The sequence below is a fragment of the Psychrobacter sp. PL19 genome (genome assembly GCF_017875835.1).
Classification (GTDB): Bacteria; Pseudomonadota; Gammaproteobacteria; order Pseudomonadales; family Moraxellaceae; genus Psychrobacter.
The window spans coordinates 721281-745600 of the sequence record NZ_JAGING010000001.1 but is presented as its reverse complement, the minus strand read 5'-3'; the positions used below and the strand labels follow the sequence as shown (position 1 = coordinate 745600).

General features: G+C 43.6%; 23 protein-coding genes. 16 read left to right on the top strand and 7 right to left on the bottom strand.

Annotated elements, in window-relative coordinates; all coding sequences use genetic code 11:
• Positions 1-128: 128 nt before the first annotated feature.
• Both H4W00_RS02990 and H4W00_RS02985 read left to right on the top strand, forming a co-directional pair.
• Positions 129-845 carry a metal-dependent hydrolase gene (locus H4W00_RS02990; RefSeq protein ID WP_209956170.1) on the top strand — a complete coding sequence of 239 codons (717 nt, stop codon included), beginning with the start codon at positions 129-131 and terminating at the stop codon, positions 843-845.
• Between the two features lie 40 nt (positions 846-885).
• On the top strand, positions 886-1467 hold the full coding sequence (locus tag H4W00_RS02985; RefSeq protein ID WP_209956169.1) for a YchJ family protein: 582 nt from the start codon (positions 886-888) through the stop codon (positions 1465-1467).
• Positions 1468-1473: 6 nt separating this feature from the next.
• On the opposite strand, the gene H4W00_RS02980 is transcribed toward H4W00_RS02985, so the two are convergent.
• The 3 genes from H4W00_RS02980 to H4W00_RS02970 all read right to left on the bottom strand — a co-directional run bounded on the left by H4W00_RS02980 (position 1474) and on the right by H4W00_RS02970 (position 3978).
• Positions 1474-2370: a class II glutamine amidotransferase gene (locus tag H4W00_RS02980; protein WP_209956168.1), complete on the bottom strand. Its 897-nt coding sequence runs from the start codon at positions 2368-2370 to the stop codon at positions 1474-1476.
• Entirely contained in the window at positions 2371-2673 is a 303-nt protein-coding gene (locus tag H4W00_RS02975) for a hypothetical protein (protein ID WP_327193303.1), read from the bottom strand.
• A 69-nt stretch (positions 2674-2742) separates the two neighbouring features.
• A complete protein-coding gene (locus tag H4W00_RS02970; protein ID WP_209956167.1) occupies positions 2743-3978 on the bottom strand; it encodes a homoserine kinase in 1236 nt (411 codons plus the stop codon).
• A 190-nt stretch (positions 3979-4168) separates the two neighbouring features.
• On the opposite strand from H4W00_RS02970, the gene hisF reads away from it, so the two are divergent.
• From hisF to H4W00_RS02920, 10 genes are all read left to right on the top strand, one after another.
• The gene (hisF, locus tag H4W00_RS02965; RefSeq protein ID WP_209956166.1) at positions 4169-4951 is read left to right on the top strand and encodes an imidazole glycerol phosphate synthase subunit HisF; all 783 of its coding nucleotides are present in this window, start codon (positions 4169-4171) and stop codon (positions 4949-4951) included.
• Positions 4952-5065: 114 nt separating this feature from the next.
• A complete protein-coding gene (gene ribH, locus H4W00_RS02960; protein WP_209956165.1) occupies positions 5066-5587 on the top strand; it encodes a 6,7-dimethyl-8-ribityllumazine synthase in 522 nt (173 codons plus the stop codon).
• A 259-nt stretch (positions 5588-5846) separates the two neighbouring features.
• Positions 5847-7085: a transcription antitermination factor NusB gene (nusB, locus tag H4W00_RS02955; RefSeq protein WP_209956164.1), complete on the top strand. Its 1239-nt coding sequence runs from the start codon at positions 5847-5849 to the stop codon at positions 7083-7085.
• 2 nt (positions 7086-7087) lie between these two features.
• The gene (thiL, locus tag H4W00_RS02950; protein ID WP_209956163.1) at positions 7088-8206 is read left to right on the top strand and encodes a thiamine-phosphate kinase; all 1119 of its coding nucleotides are present in this window, start codon (positions 7088-7090) and stop codon (positions 8204-8206) included.
• A 3-nt stretch (positions 8207-8209) separates the two neighbouring features.
• A complete protein-coding gene (locus H4W00_RS02945; RefSeq protein ID WP_209956162.1) occupies positions 8210-8788 on the top strand; it encodes a phosphatidylglycerophosphatase A family protein in 579 nt (192 codons plus the stop codon).
• A 318-nt stretch (positions 8789-9106) separates the two neighbouring features.
• Entirely contained in the window at positions 9107-10489 is a 1383-nt protein-coding gene (gene glmU / locus H4W00_RS02940) for a bifunctional UDP-N-acetylglucosamine diphosphorylase/glucosamine-1-phosphate N-acetyltransferase GlmU (protein ID WP_209956161.1), read from the top strand.
• Between the two features lie 297 nt (positions 10490-10786).
• Positions 10787-12631, top strand: coding sequence for a glutamine--fructose-6-phosphate transaminase (isomerizing) (glmS, locus tag H4W00_RS02935; RefSeq protein WP_209956160.1), 1845 nt, complete (start codon positions 10787-10789; stop codon positions 12629-12631).
• A 458-nt stretch (positions 12632-13089) separates the two neighbouring features.
• Positions 13090-13755 carry an IS5 family transposase gene (locus H4W00_RS02930; RefSeq protein ID WP_209956159.1) on the top strand — a complete coding sequence of 222 codons (666 nt, stop codon included), beginning with the start codon at positions 13090-13092 and terminating at the stop codon, positions 13753-13755.
• A gap of 88 nt (positions 13756-13843) precedes the next feature.
• Positions 13844-14536 (top strand): methyltransferase domain-containing protein, encoded by a 693-nt coding sequence (locus H4W00_RS02925; protein WP_209956158.1) that lies wholly within the window; start codon positions 13844-13846, stop codon positions 14534-14536.
• Positions 14524-15582 (top strand): NAD(P)/FAD-dependent oxidoreductase, encoded by a 1059-nt coding sequence (locus H4W00_RS02920; RefSeq protein ID WP_334684854.1) that lies wholly within the window; start codon positions 14524-14526, stop codon positions 15580-15582. Before H4W00_RS02925 ends, H4W00_RS02920 begins: the two co-directional genes overlap by 13 nt.
• Here the strand turns inward: H4W00_RS02920 and H4W00_RS02915 are convergent.
• Positions 15579-16667, bottom strand: coding sequence for a type III polyketide synthase (locus H4W00_RS02915; protein ID WP_209956156.1), 1089 nt, complete (start codon positions 16665-16667; stop codon positions 15579-15581). The genes H4W00_RS02920 and H4W00_RS02915 overlap by 4 nt on opposite strands.
• Positions 16668-17246: 579 nt before the next feature.
• On the opposite strand from H4W00_RS02915, the gene H4W00_RS02910 reads away from it, so the two are divergent.
• The gene (locus H4W00_RS02910) at positions 17247-17660 is read left to right on the top strand and encodes a hypothetical protein (protein WP_209956155.1); all 414 of its coding nucleotides are present in this window, start codon (positions 17247-17249) and stop codon (positions 17658-17660) included.
• A gap of 53 nt (positions 17661-17713) precedes the next feature.
• On the opposite strand, the gene H4W00_RS02905 is transcribed toward H4W00_RS02910, so the two are convergent.
• A complete protein-coding gene (locus H4W00_RS02905; protein ID WP_209956154.1) occupies positions 17714-18706 on the bottom strand; it encodes a glutathione S-transferase family protein in 993 nt (330 codons plus the stop codon).
• Between the two features lie 41 nt (positions 18707-18747).
• Positions 18748-19659, bottom strand: a complete 912-nt coding sequence (locus H4W00_RS02900; RefSeq protein WP_327193325.1) for a pirin family protein — start codon at positions 19657-19659, stop codon at positions 18748-18750.
• 345 nt (positions 19660-20004) lie between these two features.
• Between H4W00_RS02900 and H4W00_RS02895 the strand changes: the two genes are divergently transcribed.
• Entirely contained in the window at positions 20005-20916 is a 912-nt protein-coding gene (locus H4W00_RS02895; RefSeq protein ID WP_209956153.1) for a LysR family transcriptional regulator, read from the top strand.
• 224 nt (positions 20917-21140) lie between these two features.
• Here the strand turns inward: H4W00_RS02895 and H4W00_RS02890 are convergent, their stop codons facing one another.
• Positions 21141-22073 (bottom strand): LysR substrate-binding domain-containing protein, encoded by a 933-nt coding sequence (locus H4W00_RS02890; protein WP_209956152.1) that lies wholly within the window; start codon positions 22071-22073, stop codon positions 21141-21143.
• 175 nt (positions 22074-22248) lie between these two features.
• Here H4W00_RS02890 and H4W00_RS02885 point away from each other — a divergent pair, with 175 nt between their 5' ends.
• Positions 22249-22932, top strand: coding sequence for a cupin domain-containing protein (locus H4W00_RS02885; protein WP_209956151.1), 684 nt, complete (start codon positions 22249-22251; stop codon positions 22930-22932).
• Between the two features lie 197 nt (positions 22933-23129).
• Positions 23130-24296, top strand: a complete 1167-nt coding sequence (locus H4W00_RS02880; RefSeq protein ID WP_209956150.1) for a flavin monoamine oxidase family protein — start codon at positions 23130-23132, stop codon at positions 24294-24296.
• Positions 24297-24320: the final 24 nt, after the last annotated feature.

Here is a 24320-nt window from a genome sequence, read left to right as displayed (position 1 = left end):
CTAGATAATAAGTCACAAATATAGTGGACTGACTATATGAGTTTGGCGTGATGGCTCATGGTATCATAAGGCGCTTTTTTACAGCTAGACGAACGCCTATCGATGGCGAAATTTTATGGTAAAGTTTTATGGCGAATTTTAATACCCACTTAAATGGCGCATTTGCAGTAAGCGGTATACTAGGTTTAACCGTTTATAAAGCCGGTCTGTTGAATGACTCAGGGTTTTTAATATGCGTGGCGCTCGGCACGATAGGCGGGCTGCTGCCTGATCTAGACTCTGATAACTCGACCCCAATTAAATTGGGCTTTAATATTGCGTCCTTTATCTTTGCCTTTGGGCTGGTGATGCATTGGCGCAGTGAGCTAAGCTTACTGGCCTTAATAGCACTCTGGCTGGCGGGTTACGGTTTTATGCGTTATGTGGTCTTTCAAGTATTTACTAGCATGACTGTGCATCGTGGCGTCATTCATTCGGTGCCTTACATGGCGATATTGGGGCTTGGACTGACATATTTGAGCTATTATGCAGTGCACAATCCACTAATGGCCAGCTGGTTTTACGGTCTATTCTTATTCGGTGGCGCAATGGTACATTTGCTACTGGATGAGATGTACAGCGTGAATCTATCAGGGATGACCATGAAGCGCTCGTCCGGTACGGCGATGAAGTTTTATCAACACAAAGACCGCTGGTGGTATCTAATATTATATGCACTACTGGCATTACTAGTATTCGCAGCCCCACCTTTTGCACCGTTTTGGGAACAGCTGCGCGATCCTGCCCCTTGGGCAAAGCTCAAAGTCGGTATGCTACCTACCTTTATAAAAAACTTGTTATCTTAAAATTTATTAAGAACGTATTCCTCAATTATTAGAGCATGCTATGCCGCTTTCTATAAAGAATTGCCCTTGCCAAATCAATCCGTCGTTAGCCATTTCTAGCAACGCATTAGCCTATAAAGACTGCTGTCAGCCTTATCATGATAGCCTTGATGAAGACGGTACTGATAACAGCGCTGGCGCTCAAGCTGAGAGCGCTGAACGGCTGATGCGCACTCGTTATAGCGCGTTCGTATTAGTAAAGGCGGATTATATTGTCAAGACCACTGTGCCTGCTCAGCAGGCTTTGCTTGATATTAATGCCATTGAGTCTTGGGCAAAGGAAACGGATTGGGCAGGGCTAGAGGTCGTACAGCACACGCCAAAAATTGGTAAGCGTCATGCTCAAGTTGAGTTTAAGGCTTATTATAATACTGAAGATGGATTACAGGCGCATCATGAGTTATCTAGCTTTGTAAAAGTGACAGACCGGGTAAAAGTGACAGATAAGTCTGCTTCTGGAGATAAAGAACGCTGGTACTTCCTTGACCCAACTGTCTCGATGTCAGTGGGCCAAAAGCAGCCGTGTATTTGTGGGTCTGGTGAGAAGTTTAAGCGCTGTTGTGGGGTTTGTTTGGCTAATTAAATATCCCTAAATACTCGCCCCAACCGACCTTGCAATCGCGACCCCTTCCTCAATAGTCAAGAACTTACGCTGGCTTGGGCTGTCTTTATATACTATATCGCCATCTTGAAATATTAGGCATTCATTGACGGCCAGCTGTTGCCACTTTTCATTTTCAGTCAGTGGCACGGTTACTAATATGGTCACTTTATCTTTATCGGTGGTCAAATCACCAAAATTAATCGCCAGATCATCATCGGCTAATTTTGCTTCACCAAACGGAGCTTGACGGGTCAGATAAAACAGCAAACTACCGGCATAGGCCAATTGCCAATTACCATTCGATATCAAGCAATTAAACAAACCGTTCGCCGATAAATAACGACATTGGGTAGTCAAAAAGCTAAAAAGCGTTTGGTCATCAGGACGGGATTTAAAACTACTTTTGAGTCGATTGACTAAATAACAGAATGCCATTTCAGAGTCGGTTGAGCCCACCGGTTGGCAATGTGAAGCATTACCATTATCTTGCAAGCGCTGGCAGCGTTTAATAAATTCACTGTTCATCTGGCCATTATGGGCAAATACCCATTGTTCGCCCCATACTTCACGGACAAAAGGATGAGTGTTGGCCAAGCAGTTTTGACCTTGGGTGGCCTTTCGAATATGAGCAATGACATTCATAGCTTTGATCGGATAATTATTAACCAGGTCTGCAACTGGTGACAGGTGACTGGGATGGTTATCATGAAATAGCCGCAGTCCGGCTGCAACATTATCTGTATCACAGGCACTACGCTCAAAAAACGCAATGCCAAAACCATCTTCATGGCTATCGGTCATACCACCACGACGGCGAAATCCTGAAAAGCTAAAACCGATATCGGTCGGGGTATTACAGTTCATTCCTAATAGTTGACACATTTATGCATTACCACCGTTATTGTCATCCATTGGATTGGTTGTCATGTTGTCTTGCGATTCATCAAACATCTCATCTAGCAGTGCGGCACCATCTGTCTCGATGCTACCCAAGATACGCTGAGCCTGTGCCAGATCAGTATCTTGTACCCACAAGACTGCCCCTGAATTCATGCCGGGTATACCACTCAGGGCTTGTAGTGATACCGTTATATTATTATTTCTGAGCAGAGTGGCATGCAGCTCACCTTGCATATTGGTATCGTAGCGTGCCAGTTTGTGCCAGTTATCGACTTGGTTGGTCATTAGGTCGCCTTTGAAGGTTAAGAATGTATGGTTTTATGACAAATAAGTTTAGTAATATGGCAATAATATTTATAATAGCTGATCCAGGGTACATTCTTGAATAATCAGCTTGCTGTGGTCAGTTTGCTTGCTTTGGTCAGTTTGTAAGCGTTCCAGCGCTTGCTGTGCTTGCTTGCTGGTACTAAAAATACCTTGTATTTGTTCACTAGCTTGCTCAGTATTTAGCAGCACAAATACACTACCTTGCGCCTTTTCAACGTGTGCCCAATGATAAGCAGCCAGTCGTTTCATCAGGTCAGGATTTTTGACCATGATATTGTCACCAGTGCGCCCTTCAGTACGGTTGTAGTGAATGACGTTGAGACGCAGTAGCCAAAAGATGACAGCTGCTTTGGCCAGCATCACTGGTAATGCACGCTGCTCATCGGCGCCAAGTGTTCTTTTAGACTCATAGCCTTGAAGAAAAGCCCGCATTTTTTGGCGATCAAACGCTACCGACTCACCTTGCTCAGCGCCACCCCAAGTGGTACAAAAATCGTTGATGGCAATGGCAATATCCATCACATAATGATCAACGCTAACCTCAGTAAAGTCTAACAGACCTGTAAGGCGCTCGTGGCCTTTTTGACCTCTATTTAATGGTAAGTCCCACAAGGTATTATCCGCAAACATATCTAAATGACACAGCCCTTTTGGCAATATCGCCAATGGTAAATCAGTATAAGAGTGCCAAATATCGCTCATCAGCTTGGCCTCGTCGCTCGGCATAAACTGCATTTCGCGATCACGCACTTCAGCCCAAGGATACAGCGCCACGCCATAATCTTCGGCAGGCTGTAACTCTTGTAGCGTTTCGTGCAATACCGCTAACGATGCGCCTATTTCATGACACATGCTTTGGGTGGTTTGCTCAGGATGTGTGCCTGCTAGACAGGGCACTACAGTAATTGCTTTATCTTCGTAATGCATCACATAGCGTTTGTTGTCACTTGCATTACTTTTATCATTCAGACCATCATTATTAATATCAAAGCTTGACTCGACAATAGGCAAGGGTGCGGCAACCGCTAATTTACCATTTAGCTGGTTTAAAATAACCGCCATCTTTTCAATATCACTGGGTGGCCGCTCTTCAAATAGAGTGAATACATAAGAGTAATCACCCTCGGCATCGGTTGTTGTCTGAATAAACCAGTTGGAGTTTTTTATCCCTTGGGTAATAGGAATCGCACGAACGAATTGGACGCCAAAGCTTTGACAGAATGCGGCAAATTGATCATCGGTTAACTGGGTATAAACAGACATGACATCTCACTTAGGACAATTAGATTAGAAAGTTAAATAGGACAATTTCAACAGGTAATGGCGACAATCTCGCTATGTATGGATAAACTTTAGCAAAAAATGCATTAATTTGGCGAAAATATGCCTGATATAGCGGCGATTTTGCTAGACTAGCGCCTACGAATGAATTGATTATAAGGTGAAAGCCCCTATGTTAGCAAAGCGTATCATTCCTTGCTTGGATGTCGATAATGGCCGCGTGGTTAAAGGCGTGCAATTTGTCGATATTAAGGATGCCGGTGATCCTGTCGAAGTGGCAAAACGCTACAATGAACAAGGTGCCGATGAAATTACCTTTTTAGATATTACGGCAACTAATGATGAGCGAGACACGACTTATCATACCGTTGAACGTATGGCAGAGACCGTGTTTGTCCCGCTAACAGTTGGCGGCGGCGTGCGTAAAATCGCCGATATTCGCAATCTGTTGAATGCAGGCGCGGATAAAGTGGCTATTAATTCAGCAGCAGTATTTACTCCTGAGTTCGTTGGTGAGGCGTCACAAAAATTTGGCAACCAATGTATTGTGGTCGCTATCGATGCCAAGCGCGTTGCCGATATTAACGTCGATGGTATTATAATCCCGCGTTGGGAAATTTTCACCCATGGTGGACGCAAACCAACGGGTATTGATGCCGTTGCGTGGGCGCTAAAAATGGCTGATCTGGGCGCCGGTGAGCTGTTGGTCACCTCGATGGATGGCGATGGTACCAAAAAGGGCTATGATTTAGAGCTTATGAAGCAAATTACTGAGCAAGTAAATATACCCGTGATTGCCTCAGGTGGCGTGGGCAACCTGCAACATTTAGCTGACGGTGTTCTCAAAGGTGGCGTTGATGCAGTGCTTGCAGCCAGTATTTTTCACTTCGGTGAACATACTATTTCTGAAGCGAAGCACTACATGGCAAGCCAAGGGATACAGATGCGCTTGTAAAAAAATGCTATTATAGCGTTAACCACTTATTTTCATTTATCTAGCCCTTCGATAATCAATAAAATGAATCACTTAACTTAACAAATACTTCTATCTAGAATCAAGGATACTCCCATGTCAAATTTACAACAGCAACGCGATGCCGTCACTCATATTGACGGCAATTTACACCAAAATACCGACGCCCGTATTGGTATCGTCGTCACCCGTTTTAATGGTTTTGTTGTAGAGTCATTGGTTGATGGCGCCATTGATGCGCTACTACGTCACGGTGTTTTAGGCAGTAATATTACCGTCATTCGCGTACCTGGTGCTTTTGAATTGCCACTAGTTGCCCAGCGTGCTGCTGAATCTGATCGTTTCGATGCGATCATTGCTTTAGGTGCCATTATTCGTGGTAGCACCCCGCATTTTGATTTTGTCGCCAACGAGTCAGCAAAAGGCTTAAGCAGTGTCGCTACCGACTATAATATTCCCGTTGCTAATGGTGTCTTGACGACTGACAGCATTGAACAAGCGATTGAACGCGCGGGCACCAAAGCGGGTAATAAAGGCTCTGAAGCAGCAATGGTTGTACTTGAAATGATTGCGGTCTTATCACAATTAGATATTGATGATAGTAGTGATGACGCTTAGTTTTTTTAAAAAGCTAAATCAAATCGAGGCTGTTGGATTGAGACTTTTAATAATAAAGGTTTTATTAGAGGTCTCATCATGTGCTGACTTTAAGACTATATATGGAAGTGCTGTATCTAGGAATAAAGTGAGCGTATGAGCTGTACTATTTAGCGGTTGTAAACTGCCGGCTGATTATCTATACCCTTTCGACACATTTTTTATTTTAAAACTTTTTATTTTAAAAATTTTTATTTCAAAACTTAGGTATTGACCCCCTATGACTGACCAACTCAAGCGCGCCATTAGCGCTGCGAAAACTGCACAAACCGATTCTGAACAGGCTGAAGCTATTAGTGTAGCAAGCAGTAGTGCGGGTGACCAAAACTTCGATATGAGTGAGTCTTCTTATAAGACCAGTCACACCGCTATCCGTAAGGCGCGGCGTTTTGCTATGCAAGGCTTATATGAATGGCTGATCACTGACCACCGCTTTGATAACAACGGCAAGCTCGGTTGGAAGGCCAATGCACCGAATGATATCGCAGCACGTACACGCGCAACCAATGCTATGCATACAGTACACCTGGGTTATTATCATGAAATGATGCATGACATTCCAGAGCAGATTGAATCGCTAAATGCACTTATCACCCAGCATCTAGACCGTGAAATCGATAAGCTAGATACCGTTGAGCATGCTATTTTACTTATTGGTGCTTATGAGCTGCAAAACCGCTTAGAAATTCCTTATAAAGTGGTCCTTGATGAGGCGATGAAGCTCAATAATCATTTTGGAGCAACTGATGCCCATAAGCTGATTAATGCAGTATTGGATAGAATGGCGGTAGAACTGCGCGCTGCGGAAGTACAGGCCGATATCAAAGCCAATCTACGTACCTCACAAAAAGCCTCTATTAAGCAGACAAAGGTAGGAAGTGATGGATCTCAAGTGGACACTACTGAAAATGTAGCTGGAACTGAAGCCACGCCGACCGCTTCAACGAAACCACGTATCAGCGCCAATAATGCTAACGTTAAACGTAACCGTCCTAATAAAGCCAATGCCGGCATGACTAACGCTAAAGCAGCGATTAAAGACCGTGTCAAAGCAGTCAGCACTGAACCACTCATTGCTGAAAATACAGATGATGCGGTAGTCAATGATACGGTAGTCAGCACTGACCCTATTATCGATAACGCTAATACTTTGGCCGATTCAGAAAGCAGCATTGCAAAGAGTGACGTTTTAGAAAGTAAAATTTCAGAAAATGACGTGACAGATAGTGTTGAATCCAGTGTTGAATCAAGCCATCCCGATTCAGTGCACGTTGAAGCTGATAACTCTGAAACAGTTATCACTGAGTCAGCTGATAGCGATGCAGATAGCATAGATTCAGACAGCGTTAAATCAGACGACACTAAAGAAAATGCTAATAAATTGACCGATACAGAGTTAGATAGCAGCGATTTGAACAGTACTGATATGAACAGCACTGATGAAAAAAGTAACGACTAACTATGAACGAGTTTGAGCTGATTGAGCAAATATTCCTCCAGTTACAAGCCGATCAGCCACTACCTACTGATATTGAAAAGGGTATCGGTGATGATGCGGCAGTAATGTCGTTACCGGCTGGGTCACGCTTGGTTAGCTGTGTTGATACTTTAGTTCAAGGTCGGCATTTTAACGCTGATTGGCCACAGGTGCAGCAGTTAGCATTTGCTATTGGTTATAAAGCAGTAGCGGTCAACGTCTCAGACCTTGCTGCTATGGGCGCGACGCCGCACAGTATCTTACTGGCATTAGCATTACCTGAGCGCCTTGCGAACCAAGCATGGTTGACCGAGTTCGCCAAAGGCTTATTTCATGCCTGTCAGTTATTCGGTGTCACCCTGATTGGTGGTGATACTACCCGTAATGACAGCCTAATACTGAGCATCAGTGCGCAAGGATTACTGCCCGCTGACACGCCAGCGGTCTATCGCTCAGGGGCCAAGGTTGGTGACAAGGTCTACGTTTCAGGGTCACTTGGTGATGCCGCTTATGCTTTACAGCATCCTGATAATGGTGTTGGTATTGAGCTTGCGCATCGACTACATATGCCGACACCACGTATTCAGCTCGGTATCGCTTTGGCGCAAATTGGCGCGACAGCGATGATTGATATCTCTGATGGTCTGTACCAAGATCTAAGTCATATCTGTCAGCAGAGTAAGGTCAGTATGCGTCTCAATATCGAGCAACTGCCAACCAGCACGCCATTATCAACCATTGGCCTAACTGAACGCTTACTGTGCCAGCTAACCGGTGGTGATGATTATGAATTGGCATTTACTCTGCCTGCCGATGTCGCCCCACCTCTTAACAACACCTCCATAAGCTGTATCGGTGAGGTTATTGCGGTAGCGAATCAGGTTGATATTACAACTACTGATTTTACCGCTACTGACTCTGAAGTTAAAGATTCTAAAGCTACTGGTTTTAAAGTTGCTGGCTCTGAAGTTACAGACTCTACAAAAAATATAGTATCGCCGCATCCAGTGTTGTTTTATCAAGGTCAAGCAGTAACACCAACCCAACCCTCGCCCTTTACCACGTGGCCGACTCTGACTGGTTACCAACATTTTGCAGGTTAACCCATGACTGACAATCTATCTAAGCCCGATATTAGTCAAGCCAACGACTGTCCACCGCTACCAGCTCATGCCAGTGGCCTTGATCGTATTGTCTATTGGCTAGGTCTTGGGCTGGGTAGCGGCCTACCACGCCGTGCGCCAGGCACTTGGGGTACGGTTGGTGGGCTTATAATCGCTATACCGCTGATGAGCTTGGGCTTTGTGCCGTTTTTAATCATTACTCTCTTATCTTGTGTGATTGGCATTTGGATATGTGGTCGCACCTCTGAACTGATGGGCGGTCATGATAATCCGCATATCGTTTGGGATGAATGGGCGGGTATATGGATTACCCTATTGCCATTTTCTTACATGGGCGTGTCGGTAGCCAACTTTTGGCACGATGTGTCACAAAGCTTATCTATTATTGCGATCGTTATTGCTTTTGTACTGTTCCGCTTCTTTGATATTATTAAGCCCCCACCGATTAGCTGGGCGGATAAGAAGGTCGCTGGCGGTCTAGGTATCATGCTTGACGATATTATCGCCGGTATGATGGCAGCTGTAGTATGGATAGTGGTTATGTTGGCTATGCTGCTGTGAACGCCTTAATGTTAGGTTGGCTTTTTAGGTTAGTTTCCTAGCTCAAGGCATCTTATTAAATAGTTAAGCTTAGAAGATATAGTCAATGAACAGTAATATCGATACATAACCTACTGCTGGCATACGTTTTTCTTGCTTGCTGTGCCTACGCAGACAGAGGCTGCAAAAAGCTTATACCAGCAGTACCGTCGCGTTTTTAAGGTACTTTAACTATAGGTTACAAACCCTGCACGACTTAACATTTTTTTAAACCAATATTTACGTTATAATCCAAAATTATATTTTGTTACATCTATAAAGTGCTCTTTTAGGAATGCCATGACATCTTCTCTTTCTGTAATTATTCTGGCGGCCGGCAAAGGCACGCGTATGCAATCGGCTAAGCCAAAAGTGCTGCAGACCCTAGCGGGTAAGTCATTACTTGGTCATGTCTTAGACACCTGCCAGCAGCTCACAGTAGATGAAACCATTGTGGTACATGGATTTGGCGGTGAGCAAGTTCAGACAGCGATGACAGATCAATATGCGCATGTATCAATTACCTGGGTCGCTCAGACTGAACAGCTAGGCACCGGTCATGCGGTAAAAGTGGCGCTAACCCAATTACCAAAAGAAGGTCAAAGTTTAATTTTATACGGTGATGTACCGCTGGTCAGCTCATATACTTTAACAAAATTACAAGCCGCCAATATTGATGGCATGTCGATGTTAACGCTGACAGTAGACAGCCCCTTTGGTCTTGGGCGCATTAAACGCGATCAAGCTGGTAATATCGAAGCGATTGTCGAGCAAAAAGACGCTAGTGCTGCCGAACAACAAATCCAAGAGATTAATAGTGGCATTTACTGCGTTGATAATGCGTTGCTACATCAATATTTGCCAGAACTGTCTAATGATAATGCTCAGCAAGAATACTATCTGACCGATATCGTCAAGATGGCGGTGGCTGATGGTATTAGTATTGCCGCTATTGAGCCTGAGCATACCTTTGAGATTGAAGGCGTCAATAACCGCCAGCAGCTGGCGAGCTTAGAACGGTCATGGCAAGGTAAGCTTGTGCATGACTTACAAGTAGCGGGCGTACAGTTTGCTGATCCTACTCGGGTTGATATTCGTGGCAGTTTAACAGCTGGGCAAGATGTGTTTGTAGACGTCGGCGTGGTATTCGAAGGTGACTGTACCTTGGGTGATAACGTCTATATCGAAGCAGGCTGTGTTATCAAAAACACGCAAATCGGTAACGCCTGTCACATCAAACCTTATTGTGTTATCGATCAAGCCCAAATCGGTGCAGGCGTTGATATTGGTCCTTTTGCGCATCTGCGTCCTGGTACCGTTTTAAAGGATAGCAGTCGCGTTGGTAATTTTGTTGAGATTAAAAAATCCACTATCGGTAATGGTAGCAAGGTCAATCACTTGAGTTATATCGGTGATGCCACCATTGGTACTGGTGTCAATGTCGGTGCTGGCGTGATTACTTGTAATTATGACGGGGTCAATAAATCGCAAACTATCATTGAAGATCAGGCCTTTATTGGCTCGAATAGCAGCCTAGTTGCTCCAGTTACGATTGGCAAAACTGCGACAGTAGGTGCAGGGTCAGTGATTACTAAGGATGTTGATGCTGATGCTTTAGCTCTTGGGCGCGCTCGACAAGTGCAAAAGGAAAACTTCAAACGTCCGACCAAAAAATCTAAATAATAAAACAAAGTTAAAATTGTTTAAATAACCTTAAGCAGTGCGGCAATTAACTTGTGGTGCTGCTTAGTAGTATATTGGGTAGCCATTACCCTACTCCCTCTGTTCATAAAAACATTACTTGATGACCATTTTTATAACTATAGTCAATGAAAAGTAATATCGATACATAACCTACTGCTGGTATACGTTTTTCTTGCTTGCTGTGCCTATGCAGACAGAGGCTGCAAAAAGCTTATACCAGCAGTACCGTAGCGTTTTTAAGGTATTTTAACTATATATTTAATTTAAGGAATAGCCATGTGCGGAATTGTAGGTGCAGTTGCTGAGCGTAATATCGCCAATATCTTACTTGAAGGCTTAAAGCGCTTAGAATACCGAGGCTACGATTCCGCTGGTCTGACCGTTATTCGTGATGGTGAGTTACATCGCGAACGCCAAGTAGGCAAGGTAAAAGAATTGGTTGATGCAGTCGCCGTAAACCCAGAATTTTTTGACGGTCATATTGGCATTGCCCATACGCGCTGGGCCACTCATGGCGAGCCAGCCCAACGTAATGCTCATCCGCACGTTTCCGGCAAAATTGCCGTGGTACACAACGGTATCGTCGAAAACTACGCCGAGCTCAAGCAAGAATTAATGACAAAGGGCTACAAATTCACCTCGGAAACCGACACTGAAGTAGTGGCGCATCTGATTAACGACCTTTATCAACAGACTCCTGACCTATTAGAAGCCGTTCGGGCGGTCATTCCACTGCTACATGGGGCGTTTGCGCTAGGCATTATCCATGTCGATAGCCCAGAAGAATTAATTACGGTACGTCTAGGTTCACCATTAGTGATTGGTGTGGGTATTGGTGAGAACTTTATTGCCTCAGATCAGTTGGCACTGCTGCCAGTCACTAACCGTTTTATGTACCTCGAAGAAGGCGATGTTGCCAAGCTTACTCGCAATAGCATCACGGTCTATGCTGAGGGCGTTGAAGTCAGCCGCCAAATTCATGAAATCGATGCCAAACAACACAACGCCGACAAAGGCGAGTTTAAGCACTATATGCTCAAAGAAATCTACGAGCAGCCCGACGCAGTCGCGCGAACGCTAGAGATGGCCATTGATAGTAGTGACACCTCTACTCTGCGTAAAGACTTTTTAGAGCGTCATGAAACCCAGTTGGCAGGCATTCGTAATGTACAAATAATTGCTTGTGGTACCAGTTATCACGCCGGTATGGTCGCTAAATACTGGTTTGAGAGTCTCACACGCATGCCTTGTTCAGTTGAAGTGGCCAGTGAGTTCCGCTATCGTAATCCTGTGGTAGTCGATAACTCACTAGTGATTTGTATCTCTCAATCTGGTGAAACGGCAGATACCTTATCGGCACTACGTGACACCCAAAAACATATGCCAGCAGGCCTAGTCAGCTTGGCATTATGTAATGTACCGACCTCCTCTTTAGTGCGCGAAACCGATATCTTCTTACCAACACTCGCGGGTCCTGAGATTGGTGTGGCGTCAACCAAAGCCTTTACCACTCAGCTTGCAGCTCTCATGCTATTAATATTAAAGGTGGGTATCGTTCAGCAGCGCATGACTGCCGAGCGTTTGACAACCCTGCTGGATGAACTACAGAAGCTACCCGGTCAGCTTCATGCTAGCTTAAACCTTGATGCCCGTATTAAAGATATGAGCGAGCATTTTGAAGATAAGAAAAGCTGCCTATTTTTGGGACGTGGTTTACAGTTCCCGATTGCCTTAGAAGGGGCGTTAAAACTTAAAGAAATCTCTTATATCCATGCCGAAGGTTACGCTGCTGGCGAGCTTAAGCACGGGCCATTAGCGTTGGTTGATAAGGACATGCCTATCGTGGTTCTGGCACCTAAAGACAGCATGTTTGACAAGCTCAAAGCCAATATGCAAGAGGTACATGCGCGTCATGGTGAACTATTCATTTTTGCTAGTGAATCTAGCAAGATGCTCGCTGAGGAACGTATGCATGTGGTTTATGTGCCTGATGTCTGCGAGACCCTAGCGCCCATCGTTTACAGCGTGCCGGTTCAGCTATTGTCATATCATGTGGCGGTTATGCGCGGTACTGACGTCGATCAGCCACGTAACTTGGCCAAATCAGTGACGGTTGAATAATTAACAAGTAGAAAATATATATTTATCAGTGAGTAACTCGTTTTTATAATGACTCATTAATTTTCGTACAACTGTGTTGTACCACTTCCTTTGCTATCTCATTAATTTAAGATAGCAAAGGATTTTTTTTGGAATCTACAATTAGTAGACTGATAAACATAGCTGTCTCAATAGTCTAATATAAATGGTTTCGTTGTAGCAGTCTATTTTTAGTGGTCTGTTAATAGGTTTAAAGGATGGAATAACAGGTTCCGTTGGGGTATACCGTTAAAGACTGCCTAGAATTTAACTCTATCCTTACGAATATGGAATTGAGCCGTTTATTCTTTAGTAGTTTACGTATAGTATAATTACCAGGGTCTGTTGAACATTGGTGAAATAACAGTAATAAATTAGTGGCAAAAAAAATAGCAAACGAGTAATCTTTAAGTTCTCACACAAAAAAGACTTCGTTTGCTATGCCTCGCACAATGCTCAAAGATGAACATTGGACAAGACTAAGACCTATATTACTAGAACTTAATATCTATGACAAAGGAAATCTTAGGAATACGGTTGAAGGTGTGCTGTATCGTATGCGTGTTGGCTGTCCTTGGCGTGATTTGCCCGCTTACTTTGGTAAGCCTAATACGGTCTACAAAGCGCATCAGCACAGTAGTGGTGGTAATGAAGTCGCCCAAGCCATTAGTAAAAGTGTGGCAGGTCGTGCTACTAAGATTCACTTAGCGGTGGATGCTCATGGTAATCCCATTACCTTTATTCTATCAGATGGCACGACTCATGACGTTAAGGTAGCACCAGACTTAATTGATAAGATAGATTTAATTGATAAGATAGATTTAAGCGATACAGACATTCTATGCGCCGATAAAGGCTATGATTCTGAAACGCTACGAGAATACATTAAGCAAGCAGGGAGCTTCAATAACATCCCTCGAAAACGAAACACTAAGTCCACTAATAACCATATGGACTGGCACTTATACAAAACCAGACACTTAGTGGAAAATGCATTTGCACACTTAAAACGGTTCAGAGCAGTATCCACCAGATACGATAAACTTAAGCAAAGTTATGAGAATACGGTGGCGCTAGCTTGCGCTTATATCTGGTTGAAATTATGAATGTTCAACAGACCCTAGTCTCTCTGTACTGTATTTATAGTGAATGTGTTGTTATTTGCGGCATTAAATGAATTCCTGGAAAAAAACTATGCTATCACATCGCTCAAATGAAAAAGAAATTCTCGATTTAGGTCCGGGCAACTACACCGCGGAAGAATTTACTCATTGTCAAAAAATGCTATTTCGTATCAACCAAATTCTTGGAACCTTTCACGGGACAGTGAATGTTTTAAAGAAAAGTGGGAAAAAAGCGCATGTGATGGACGTTGGTTGTGGCGCAGGCTTATTTATTCTTAATCTCAGTCGTCATTTTCCAAAGATGACATTCCATGGCATTGATATCTCATCTGAAGCAATTGATATGGCTAATCATGAGAAGTCCGTATTTACATCGGATACCTCAAATGTGAAATTTGAGAAAATGGCTGAACCTGAATTAACATTTGATGAAAATAGTGTTGATATCATTTTGGCAACAATGGTTTGCCACCATATGAGCAACGAAGAAATTATTGCTTTTTTCAAACAAGCATTACGCACCACAAAAGACAAAGTCATCATCAATGATTTGCACCGCAACCCCATTGCCTATTGGTTTTACTACCTTTTCAGCCCAATCTTATTTCGCAATAGGCTCATCACCTATGATGGTCTTATCTCCATCAAACGCGGCTTTATCCGTCAAGAATTAATTACCCTGTTAGAACAAGCAGGAATGAAACACTACCAAGTTAAATGGTGTTTCCCATTTCGTTGGAGGATTATCATTTGGAAGAAGTAGTCATTATCGGTGGTGGCGTTGCGGGACTATCGTGCCTAAATGCATTGCTGGATCAAGGTATAGCAGCGCTTTTAATCGAAGGCTCAACCATCGGCACACCTAAAATGTGTGGCGAATTCTTAGCACCGATTGCGACGCAGCAACTACAGTTTTGGGATATTGATCCTTTTATCCCCATTCCTCATGCCACATTTTATGCTGGAAGCAAACAATTAGATATTCACTTCACTAAGCCCTCTGCTGGCATATCAAGAAGTGACGTTGAGCTAAAATTAGCTGCACGAGCACGCAGACTGGGTGGACGCATACGTGAAAACACCTATCTAGAGTACACAACACCTGCCACTGAGAGAACGCCATTTTACTTCAAATTATCCACGGGTGAAATCATTGAGGCTAAAAGTGCTTTTTTTGCAACGGGTAAACTTGGCAACAACACAGACAATAAAAAAATCGCTCTGCCTTATTTTGGTTTCAAATTGCATTTTTCCCATACCGAAAATGATCATAGTCTTAAGATGTTCAGTCTGGATAAAGCTTATTTAGGAATTGTTCCAATCAGCGAGACAATAAGTAACTGTTCCTGTTTGGCAAAACGAGAAGCGGTTGATGCTGCAACTTCGCCGAATGAATACTTTCAGCATCTGACACAATCTCATCCTGTGCTTAAAAAGCTATTCACCCCACTTGATCTTAGTGCTATCGACATTATGTTAGGTCGCGCGCCTGCATTTACTCAAAAAAATCCGCCTAACTGGCCTAACAGCTACTGGATAGGGGATGCAATAGCGTCGCTTTACCCTGCGATTGGCTCTGGATTTGCGCATAGTGTTGATAGTGCTATTCAAGCGGTACAGTTTTACTTAAAACAACAACCTAAGCTCTATCGTATCAACTATTCGAAATCGATTAAAACAAAAGTACTATTAGGGAACGTACTTAACGCCGCATTACTGCAACCAAAGGTGGGTCAATCGGCTCTTCCTCTACTGAAACAATCGCCTAAGCTAGTAAACCTTGTACTCAAAAAGCTTGATTATGTTTAATTCGGCTGGTTTATCTTAAGTAACATTGATTCTAAGGTTAATCCAGGTCCAAAAGCGCAACTAAAAATAGTTTCTTGATGATTCTTAACTGTCAAATTAGCCATCAATTCTTTCAAAACAAACAAGATGGTGGCTGATGACATATTTCCATACTTACGCATCACATGATAAGCATGCTTGTTTTCGTCTTTTGTAATGTTCAACGCTGTTTCACAGGCTTGCAGTATTTTCATACCGCCTGGATGAATTGCATAGTGATTGACATCGGTGATCGCTTCCTGTCTCAATAGTTTCTCCATAAACTCCGCAATCCCTGACTCAATCACTTCTGGAACATAGGATTTTAAAACAATATCAAACCCTGAATCTCTTATATGCCATGCCATATCTTCGCTGGTCTGTGGTAATAAATCACAATTAAAGGCCTCGATCGATAGGCTCTTCCGGTTCTCAGCCATAGGCTGAATCAGTGCCGCTGCTGCACCGTCTGCAAAAATCGCATTTGAAACTAGATGATCCAAATCATCATCATTTTGAAAATGCAGACTGCAAAGTTCAACACTCACAACTAAAACAACAGCGTCTTTATTCGCGCGACAGGCATCATCTGCCACCTTCAACGCGTTAAAGGCACCGTAACATCCCATAAAATTGATTGCCGTGCGTTTGGCATCGGTGCGCAACTTTAATTGCTGCACAATTTCAATATCTAAGCCGGGCGCATACATGCCTGTACAACTGACTGTAATAACATGTGTGATATCGGCAAATGTGGCATCGGACTGCTCCATACATTGCTTGATAGCAGAAACGGCTAACGGCAGCGCATGCTCTTTATAAAGTACCATCCGGCCTGCTGTGGTTAAATCAGGTAATGATATGTCACTTCTGGAATTTGAGAGATGCCCCATATCGCTGAGCACACTATGCCGCGATTCAATACCCGTCGCATTATAAATAAATCTAAGTAGTCTTTTTTTTGCGGGAATCAATTGCAACCGTTCTGCAATGAGCACTGCGGCTTCGCTTTGCGTGAATTTATGCTGCGGGACTGCGGTTCCAATGGCGGTAATACTGCTTTTCATCCTGAAATCCTGCTTTATAAAGACTGAATAACAATATTACATGTTTATTGCCACCAACCTTATTAAAATATAAATACTATACATTTATCATGGAAATAGCTGGACAAAAAATAGCCGGACACCCAGCTAATTAACTCAATATTAATTCGTTTCTCTATTTTATTCAGACACTGTTTCGAATGATTAGGAACGCATTATAACGCAATCTTGTGCAACACGAGTTTCCCTGGTTGATAGGCCTTACTTTATGAATAACATCCCTGTTATTCACTTCTTCGAAGCCAGCTGAAGCTGTTCAAATCTATTTCTCAAAAATTTGTCATAGTATGTCCCGTTGTGTACGTCGTACTTTTTTATGCGGCGAAGATAAGTTCAGCGGGCAAAGCTTTGAGCATCGCAGACAATAGATGGTCGAACGCCTCCAGTTTTCAACCTCTATTAGCCGATATTTCGAAACTTGTATAGCGCACCGAACGTGTTCCCATAACAGACGTTATGACAAATGGATTTAGATCAAAAAAAGTCGTTGGGTCGAGTGCTCGAAAATCAATCTGATACCATGGGATTACCACTAAAGGCTTGAATGTTGAAATCCCAACTAGCAGGATTCCTGTACCGAACTCAGCTCCAGCACTAACTAGCCCACTGGCACCAACCTTTATACCGCTCCCTGAGCTGATTAGTCCACTTACTTTGGCTGGTATTGGCGAGCTCGACGAACAAATGCAGCCGTTACGTGGCTTAGGCAAACATAAGGTATCGATGGTAGGTGTTACTGAAAAGCTAGCTGACGGTGAGCAACTCGGTTTAATGGTCTATGGTTACAACCTGCAATATCTCACTAGCTTGTCGCGCGACTTATCAGTGTCGGGGTCAGTACTAAAGGTACAGTGGAAGTACCCATTCTCCGATGATTCAACATCCACTACAGACAAAAATGCCTGCAATAGCAGGCATTTTTATTCTAATTTTTGTGACAGTCATTCTTTGTAACAGTCATTTTTTATAGCCAGTTATGGCCATCTTAATCCCAATTACAATTCTTTTTATTCATCCCTTGCCGATACTAGGTCGCGTTTATGCGGCGAATTAAAATCAATTTTAGGACCCATGGGTATGATGCGTGTTGGATTGATAGTTTCGTGGCTGGCATAGTAATGCGTTTTAATCTGCTCCATATTCACCGTCTCTGCAATACCTGGCACCTGATACAAGTCTCGTAAATAACCCCAAAGATTGGGGTAGTCGACAATACGATGCAGATTGCATTTAAAATGACCGACATAAACAGAATCAAAGCGCACTAGCGTGGTAAATAGTCGCCAGTCGGCTTCGGTTATGGTGCTCCCTGTTAAATAACGACTGTTTTTTAAGCGTATCTCTAAGGTATCTAGCCCATTAAACACCTCACTTACCGCGTCATCATAAGCGTCTTGTGTGGTGGCAAAACCTGCGCGATACACCCCGTTATTAACCACAGGATAAATAAATTCGTTTAACGCATCGATTTCTTCTAACCGCTCTGACGGCGAAAAGTCACCTGCTAATGCACCAACCTCATCAAATGCCGTATTAAACATGCGAATGATCTCAGACGACTCGTTACTGACAATGGTATTGGTGGTTTTGTCCCATAAAATAGGTACAGTGACTCGGCCAGTATAATCCGCTTGGGCTGCGGTATAAATATTATACAAGTGAGTAGCGTTGAAAATTGGATCCGCTATAACACCAGCGCCAGGATTGAATGTCCAGCCTTCATCGCCCATAAAAGCATTGACCACAGACATGGTAATCATGTCTTCCAAGCCTTTTAATTTGCGATAAATAATGGTGCGGTGTGCCCAAGGACACGCCAAAGAGACATATAAATGGTAACGATTAGGCTCGGCTTTGAAGCCGCTAATGCCCGATGGACCAGCGCTACCATCTGTGGTTATCCAATTTCTGAAACTGGAGTCTTTACGCTCAAAACGGCCACCACTAGATTTTGTGTCGTACCATTTATTTTGCCATTGGCCTTCAACTAATAAGCCCATATTTATCTCCTATTTATTTTAGTTTTGATTACTGTTTTAGTCTAAAAACTGCCATCATTAAAATCTTCAAAGGCCTGTAAGACCTCAGCTCTAGTATTCATTACAAAGGGGCCACCACGGGCGACGGGTTCATGTAGAGGTTGTCCGGCAATCAGTAGTAAGCGCGCGCCATTATCGCCACTATGCAGCAGAATTTGGTCGCCCTTAGTCAATACCCCAAGGTTTTTTGCGGTTAGTGTATTGGTCTGTCTTTCAGCTGCGTCATCCTCGGTATGCAGAATACTTACATTACCTTCTATGACATAAATAAAGGCATTGTGTTGCGCTGGTAGTGTCTGCTCAAAAGTAGTATTGGCCGGCAGGCTAACATCTAAATACGTTGGATTGGTATAATTATTCACCACTGGCCCTGTAGTGCCCTGATTGGTTTGCCCTGCGATGACTCGAACCTCAGTACCATTATCACGGCGCTCAAGCGGTGTCGACTCTGGTGGGTATTCTTGATAAGCCGGTTCGCTCATTTTTGCTGAAGCCGGTAGGTTGACCCAAAGCTGAAAACCCTTCAATAGGCCATCTTCTTGTTCTGGCATCTCAGAATGAAGAATACCTTTGGCTGCGGTCATCCATTGCACACCGCCCGGTTCAATCACGCCCTCATGGCCTGTATTATCCTTATGACGCATACGACCATTGAGTAAATAAGTGACGGTCTCAAAGCCTCGGTGTGGGTGAGTCGGGAAACCACCCATATAATCATCGGCGTTATCACTTTCAAAACAGTCAAGCAGTAAAAAAGGATCTAGCATATTGAGATACGGTGAGCCAATGATGCGGGTTAGTTTCACACCATCACCATCAGCGGTTTCGATGCCAGAAAACTGTTGTGCCACAGTGCGGCTGTATAATGATTCGCTACTATTTTTTTCGGTGTTCATACTCGTGCTAACATTCATATTAATACTCCTGCCTGGCGCTATTGAGCTTTGAAACCAACGACGATAACTGTTCCTCTGAGCACTTCGAGAATAATGACTAATGGTAACATTCCCTCAGGCACCTCACATTTTTCTTATTTTTTGAGTACTCACCCAATCAGCAATTTTATTTGAGCGGGATAGTGTAAAGAAAGTCATTAAAAAGAACCGGCCGGTAGGAGTACTAAAACGTTATGGTTTGCTCATAGGTATTTTTGGTTACTTTGTGAGTTTAGATCTTAGTCATAGTGACATCTTAATTATTGACGAGACCTAGATAAACAGCAATAATTACAAATATAAGTTCTTATTTGGAGAACAATAATGGGACAGCTAGAAGATATGGCGATGTTCGTGCGCATTGTCGACGCCGGTAGTATCACTAAAGCAGCAGAGCAGCTTGATATAGCAAAGTCAGCAGTAAGCCGTCGCTTAAAAGATTTAGAAACTCGATTGGGCGGCCAGCTGCTGAATCGAACCACACGTAGGTCCAACTTAACAGAAGCTGGTGAACATTATTATCAACGGGCTAACAATATTCTAGGTGAAGTTGATGCTCTAAATGAACAAACCAGTGGGGTAAAATCTCATATTGAAGGCACGCTAAAAATGACCGCACCGCTATCGTTCGGTTTGATGCATCTCAGTGAGGTAATTCATGACTATGCTAACGAACATGCTAATTTAACCTTTGAACTGGACTTCTCTGACCGGCAGGTTGATTTGGTTGCAGGAGGGTATGAGTTGGCAATTCGTATCGGTAAATTGCAAGATTCCAGTTATCAAGCCAAACGCCTAACCAAAATTAGTTATGCGCTCTGCGCCAGTCCTGCCTATCTAAGTAAAATGGGTACCCCCCAAAATTTAGGGGAGCTCGCGCAACATATGTTTTTACAATACGGTCTTGGTAGTCACAACAACTTGGCGTTAACAGATGAACAGGGACAAAAGCACAACATATCGATGAACTCAAAGATCAAAGCCAACAATGGTGACTTTTTGCTTGATATGGCAGTAAAGGGTCACGGCATTGCGTTTTTGCCTACTTTTATCACTTACCAAACAGTGGCACGCGGTGAGCTGGTACCACTGCTTCAGCACTATCAGTTACCCACATTGAATGCGTATGCCGTCTACCCAAAAAATAGGTTTTTATCTCAGCGCTGCCGATTGTTGATTGATTTTATTGCTGAACGCTTTGGCGAAGAACCCTATTGGGATAAACCTAAAAATTAATAACTATTGTGAAATATGCTGAAGGAATCGTAGACCTAATTTAATGAATAAAGTTTTTTCTGAACACTGTAAGCGTCTGAACATTGAAATAAACCGCAAATATTATAGTGTTAGTCATTATAAAGTGGGTTGAATATAATGCTTACGGCTCGTAAAGAGCCAGACATAGGGAGGTATAAGGCATAGATGTATAAGGCATAGAGGTATAAGACCTAGGTCTATGGTTAATTAAAAAAACTCTCATCTGCTGCAGCCTGTTCAAACAACCAATCACGAAATGCCTTTAGTTTTGACATGCTGGCACATTCAGGTCGATAGACGACATAATAGGCAAGCGTAGAAACGAACTTGATCTCAGGGAATAGCCGAACCAAACGTCCGGCAGCCAGATCATCACGCGCCATAACACTACGAGCCAGCGCAACGCCATGCCCATTGATTACTGCTTGCAGTACTGCGGCAGAATTATTTATTTGCATACCGCGCGAAGTATCGATCTCTCTTAGATTTGTCTCTGTTAAACCTGCTTTTTTTAGCCAGGTTCCCCACGATGGTAGACCGCTATAATCATCCATTGAATGGTCATGAATAAGCGTTTCACGGGTTAAATCTAGCCGCGGCTGATTCTGTAACAGCTGCGAAGAACAAACGGGGTAAACCTCTTCTTCCATTAACTTTTCCGCCACCAACCCCGGCCAATTACCAGAGCCGTAGCGTACTCCTATATCAACGTCTTGCACCGCAAAATCTACTGACTTAGTGCTAATATCGAGGCGCACGTCAATGTCCGACCAGATACTTTGGAACCTATCAATACGTGGCAGCAACCATTTGGCAGCGAAGGCCGGACTGACAGTTACGGTGAGTACCCCATTATTTGACTCCTGTTGCAACTGTTCTAACCCAAGCATCAATCTGTCCAGGCCGACTCGTATATCAGGTAATGCCAATTCAACTGTTTTAGTAGCAAGCAAGCGGACTTTCCCGCTGGTTTTTCTGTAAAACAAGGGCGTTCCTACCCAGTCCTCCAGCGTACGTACAAGTTGGCCAACGGCAGCTGGCGTCACATTCAGTTCTTGCGCGGCGGCTGAAAAGCTTTGATGACGAGCACTGGCCTCTAAAGCACGTAAAGCATTTAAATGAACGGGTTTTTTCATAGCGATAAACATTTTCTTTTAAAGTAATGAATATTATCTCGTTTGTCAAAAGAAGTAAATCAGTTGATAATTGAACGCTACTAAGAGAACTGGCAGCTGATATCAGACCAACTGATATGGGTTAGATCACATAAAGTCAGCCAGATACTCTATCATCATTGTTGGAAGACACTCTATGTTACTTAATGCAGATTTTTCACTTAGCGCAGCATTGGCACCTGAAGATTACCAATGGGTTAACTCGCCACAAAATGGTGTTGAACGGGTAATGCTTGATCGCGTGGGCAAAGAAAAGGCTCGTGCCACTAGTATTGTACGCTATGCCCCTGATTCTTATTTTCCACACCACTTACATCCAGGTGGCGAAGAGATTTTAGTATTGTCTGGCACCTTTTCTGCCGACGATCAGGATTATCCAGCAGGTTGGTATCTACGTAGTCCGCCAAAGTCAGGCCATAAGCCTTATAGTCGCGAAGGGGCTATTATCTTCGTCAAACTCTGGCAGATGTTGGCAGATGAAGACCGCCAAGTGGCTATCGATACCCAAGATACAAAGAATTGGCAACCACATGGAGAGCGCCAAGTCTGTCATTTATTTTCAAACGATAACGAACAGGTTAGCTTGCAGCGGCTAAATGCAGGCGAAGCACTATTCACTACTGACATAGTAGGTGGTGCAGAACTGCTAGTAATAGCCGGTGAGTTGATAGACGCCGGTCAAATCTATAAGCGCGGTGGCTGGATACGCCTACCCACGGGTGAGCTTCCAAAGATAAACGCAGGCGCAGAAGGCGTCACGGTTTACCTTAAGACCGGACATCTTTCTCAAATAGAGAGCATCGATTTTACTAGTCTTTAAGTTTATTTGCATAGTCGTACTAAAAAATATTCTATCCGTTAATTATAGTCAATGAAAAGTAATATCGATACATAACCTACTGCTGGCATACGTTTTTCTTACTTGCTGTGCCTACGCAGACAGAAGAGGCTGCAAAAAGCTTATACCAACAGTACCGTCGCGTTTTTAAGGTATTTTAACTATCGTGGAAAATTAATATGAAAAATATATCGGTTGCAATTGTGGGTGGCGGTTTAAGTGGTTTATATGCAGCGTTATTGTTAGAGCAAAAAGGTATTGATTATATACTTTTGGAAGCGCGCGATACGTTAGGCGGTCGTATTGTCGCGGCCAGATCTCAAGAGCATCATGTTGTTGAAAATATGCGTTCGGCAAATTCTGCTTCTGACCTCACAACAGTGGCAGTGACAAACAGTTTCGATTTGGGCCCTTCTTGGTTTTGGCCTGATTATCAACAGCAATTAGGCCGCCTGATCAATGATTTAAAATTGGAAAGTTTTGCCCAGTTTGAACAAGGAGACATGATGGTTGAGCGCTCGCCAAATGCACCTCCTATTCGCACACAAGGATACAAAAGCTCACCACCCTCAATGCGTCTCACAGGTGGCATGGCAGCATTAATTGATGCCCTGTATTGTCGCCTAGATGCCACCCGCGTTCTCACCAGCCAGATAGTACGTCGGCTGAATAACACTGGTGACTATATTGAGTTAGCAAGCGAAGACTCATCTGGGCAAGTGACGACTCGGCAAGTTAAGCACGTGTTGCTCGCGTTACCGCCGCGTTTGGCAGAAGAAAGTATAGAGTTTATGCCTGCTTTGCCAGCAGCCTTAAGCAAACAGTGGCGCGAGACGCCGACCTGGATGGCGCCACATGCTAAGTACTTTGCAATTTACGACACACCTTTTTGGCGACAACAAGGGCTATCGGGAGCAGCTCGAAGTTCACAAGGGCCACTTACTGAAATCCATGATGCTTCCATAACAAATAGCAGTGGTGCACTGTTTGGTTTCTTAGGCGTTCCCTCTCAGGTTCGCCAAAATGTTTCTGAAGACCTGTTAAAAGCACATTGTCGTGCGCAATTAGTCCGTTTATTCGGACCAGAAGCAGAATTACCTAAAATGGAGTATTTCAAAGATTGGTCACGAGATTCATTTACAGCAACAGCTGCTGATGCTAATGGTGAAGGTCAGCATGGGTCAGCACCCATTGCCAAAGCGCTATCGGGCGTATGGAAAGATTGCCTGACTGGCACAGCTAGCGAATGGTCTGAATCGTTTTCTGGTTATACTGCTGGTGCTATCGAGGCGGCAAGCTTGGCGGTACAAAACCTACCTGAGTCTGTATTAAAAAATGAGCTTTAAGAACGGAGTGACAGATCTCACTCT

Excerpts from the sequence above, each read along its gene's own strand:
- H4W00_RS02990 (WP_209956170.1), top strand. The coding sequence starts at position 129 with ATGGCGAATTTTAATACCCACTTAAATGGCGCATTTGCAGTAAGCGGT.
- H4W00_RS02985 (WP_209956169.1), top strand. The coding sequence starts at position 886 with ATGCCGCTTTCTATAAAGAATTGCCCTTGCCAAATCAATCCGTCGTTA.
- H4W00_RS02980 (WP_209956168.1), bottom strand. The coding sequence starts at position 2,370 with ATGTGTCAACTATTAGGAATGAACTGTAATACCCCGACCGATATCGGT.
- H4W00_RS02975 (WP_327193303.1), bottom strand. The coding sequence starts at position 2,673 with ATGACCAACCAAGTCGATAACTGGCACAAACTGGCACGCTACGATACC.
- H4W00_RS02970 (WP_209956167.1), bottom strand. The coding sequence starts at position 3,978 with ATGTCTGTTTATACCCAGTTAACCGATGATCAATTTGCCGCATTCTGT.
- hisF (WP_209956166.1), top strand. The coding sequence starts at position 4,169 with ATGTTAGCAAAGCGTATCATTCCTTGCTTGGATGTCGATAATGGCCGC.
- ribH (WP_209956165.1), top strand. The coding sequence starts at position 5,066 with ATGTCAAATTTACAACAGCAACGCGATGCCGTCACTCATATTGACGGC.
- nusB (WP_209956164.1), top strand. The coding sequence starts at position 5,847 with ATGACTGACCAACTCAAGCGCGCCATTAGCGCTGCGAAAACTGCACAA.
- thiL (WP_209956163.1), top strand. The coding sequence starts at position 7,088 with ATGAACGAGTTTGAGCTGATTGAGCAAATATTCCTCCAGTTACAAGCC.
- H4W00_RS02945 (WP_209956162.1), top strand. The coding sequence starts at position 8,210 with ATGACTGACAATCTATCTAAGCCCGATATTAGTCAAGCCAACGACTGT.
- glmU (WP_209956161.1), top strand. The coding sequence starts at position 9,107 with ATGACATCTTCTCTTTCTGTAATTATTCTGGCGGCCGGCAAAGGCACG.
- glmS (WP_209956160.1), top strand. The coding sequence starts at position 10,787 with ATGTGCGGAATTGTAGGTGCAGTTGCTGAGCGTAATATCGCCAATATC.
- H4W00_RS02930 (WP_209956159.1), top strand. The coding sequence starts at position 13,090 with ATGCCTCGCACAATGCTCAAAGATGAACATTGGACAAGACTAAGACCT.
- H4W00_RS02925 (WP_209956158.1), top strand. The coding sequence starts at position 13,844 with ATGCTATCACATCGCTCAAATGAAAAAGAAATTCTCGATTTAGGTCCG.
- H4W00_RS02915 (WP_209956156.1), bottom strand. The coding sequence starts at position 16,667 with ATGAAAAGCAGTATTACCGCCATTGGAACCGCAGTCCCGCAGCATAAA.
- H4W00_RS02905 (WP_209956154.1), bottom strand. The coding sequence starts at position 18,706 with ATGGGCTTATTAGTTGAAGGCCAATGGCAAAATAAATGGTACGACACA.
- H4W00_RS02900 (WP_327193325.1), bottom strand. The coding sequence starts at position 19,659 with ATGAATGTTAGCACGAGTATGAACACCGAAAAAAATAGTAGCGAATCA.
- H4W00_RS02895 (WP_209956153.1), top strand. The coding sequence starts at position 20,005 with ATGGGACAGCTAGAAGATATGGCGATGTTCGTGCGCATTGTCGACGCC.
- H4W00_RS02890 (WP_209956152.1), bottom strand. The coding sequence starts at position 22,073 with ATGAAAAAACCCGTTCATTTAAATGCTTTACGTGCTTTAGAGGCCAGT.
- H4W00_RS02885 (WP_209956151.1), top strand. The coding sequence starts at position 22,249 with ATGTTACTTAATGCAGATTTTTCACTTAGCGCAGCATTGGCACCTGAA.
- H4W00_RS02880 (WP_209956150.1), top strand. The coding sequence starts at position 23,130 with ATGAAAAATATATCGGTTGCAATTGTGGGTGGCGGTTTAAGTGGTTTA.